General features: G+C 65.5%; 2 protein-coding genes. Both read left to right on the top strand.

Annotation, left to right across the window (positions count from 1 at the left end):
- Positions 1-392: chemotaxis protein CheW (locus tag GRF61_RS24045; RefSeq protein WP_211166182.1), on the top strand; the 392-nt coding region annotated here is incomplete at its 5' end.
- Positions 385-1,654: methyl-accepting chemotaxis protein (locus GRF61_RS25220; RefSeq protein ID WP_169153138.1), on the top strand; the 1,270-nt coding region annotated here is incomplete at its 3' end. The genes GRF61_RS24045 and GRF61_RS25220, both read left to right, overlap by 8 nt.

The raw sequence follows: 1,654 nt of genomic DNA, 5'->3' as shown, positions 1-1,654 counted from the left end.
AGTGCATCGCCCTCGCCCCCGCCCTCGCCGCCGAGCGCCGCCAGTACGTCAATCTGCGCGGCGAGGTCCTCCCCTATGTCCGACTGCGCGAGCTCTTCGCCCTCGGCGGCGAGGCCCCCAGGCGCGAGAACATCGTCGTCATCCATCACCAGGGACAGCGCATCGGCGTCGTCGTCGATCAGCTCCAGGGCGAACTGCAGACCGTCATCAAGCCCCTCGGACGCCTCTTCCGTGGCATGCGCGGACTCTCAGGCTCTTCCATCCTCGGCTCCGGCGAGGTCGCCCTCATCCTCGATGTCGCCGCCATGAGCCACATCGCTACCGCCAACGATAGCGCTTCCTCTTTCCGCTCCCAGCGCACCCCCACCCATCCGGAGGAATTCCATGCTTAGCAACCTTTCGATCGGCATCCGCCTGATCGGCGCGTTCCTGATCGTTGCCCTGTTCAGCGCGGTCGTCGGTCTGGTCGGCCTTTCCAATGCCAGCAAACTGAACGACCTCACCTCCGCGCTTTACCAGCGGGAGGCATTGGGTATCTCCTACATCAAGGAGGCGAACATCAACCTCATCTATCTCGGCCGCGACCGGCTCTCTTTCCTGATGGCAAACAGCCAGGCGGAACGCGATCGCATCCTCGAGGACATCAAGAAGGTCAAGGCCAACTACACCACCCTGATCGCCAAGGCGCAGCCGCTGTTCTACACCGAGGCCGGCAAGGAAAAGATGGCTACGCTGCAGCGTATGTGGCCGGCCTACGAGAATGACCTCAACCGCATGCTGGAACTCGCGGCGGCGACCGAACTGCAGGAGCACAGCCCCGAACTGCGGCAGAGCATCGAGTCGGTGCGCAAGTCGGCCAACGCAATGGACGACCTGATCACCGAGCTGAGCCAGCAGAAGGAAGACAATGCGCGCCAGGCAAGCGCGGATGGCGATGAGCTGTACCAGCAGAGCCGCAGCACGCTGATCGTCATCATCGTGGGCGCGGTGCTCTCCGGGATCCTGCTGGGCGTCTTCATCAGCCGCAGCGTCACCCTGCCGCTGGCCCGCGTGGTGGAACTGGCCAACCGCATCTCCGACGGCGATCTCACCGCCCGCATCAACAGCCGTGGCCGGGACGAGGTGGCACGGCTGAGCAACGCGATGTCGGCCATGATAGAGAAGCTGTCGCAGATCATCGGCCAGGTGCGCAGCGCGGCGGACAACCTCTCCTCCGCGTCGGAAGAAGTCTCCGCCACCGCCCAGAACCTGTCCCAGTCCTCCTCCGAGCAGGCCGCCAGCATCGAGCAGCTGACCGCCTCCGTCACCCAGAACACCGAGAACGCCAAGGTCACCAACAGCATCGCCTCCCAGGCCTCCGGCCAGGCCACCGAAGGCGGCGGCGCCGTCAGCGAGACGGTGGGTGCGATGAAGCGCATCGCCGAGAAGATCGGCATCATCGACGACATCGCCTACCAGACCAATCTGCTGGCGCTCAACGCCGCCATCGAGGCCGCCCGTGCCGGCGAGCACGGCAAGGGCTTCGCGGTGGTGGCCGCCGAGGTGCGCAAGCTGGCCGAACGCAGCCAGGAAGCGGCGCAGGAAATCAGCGAAGTCGCCAGCGGCAGCGTGCAACTCGCCGAGAAGGCCGGCCAGCTGCTGGGCGAGATCGTCC

The sequence above is a fragment of the Azoarcus sp. TTM-91 genome (assembly GCF_012911025.1).
Classification (GTDB): Bacteria; Pseudomonadota; Gammaproteobacteria; order Burkholderiales; family Rhodocyclaceae; genus Azoarcus.
Note: the sequence above shows the minus strand (reverse complement) of the source record. Positions and strands in the feature narration are given on the sequence as shown.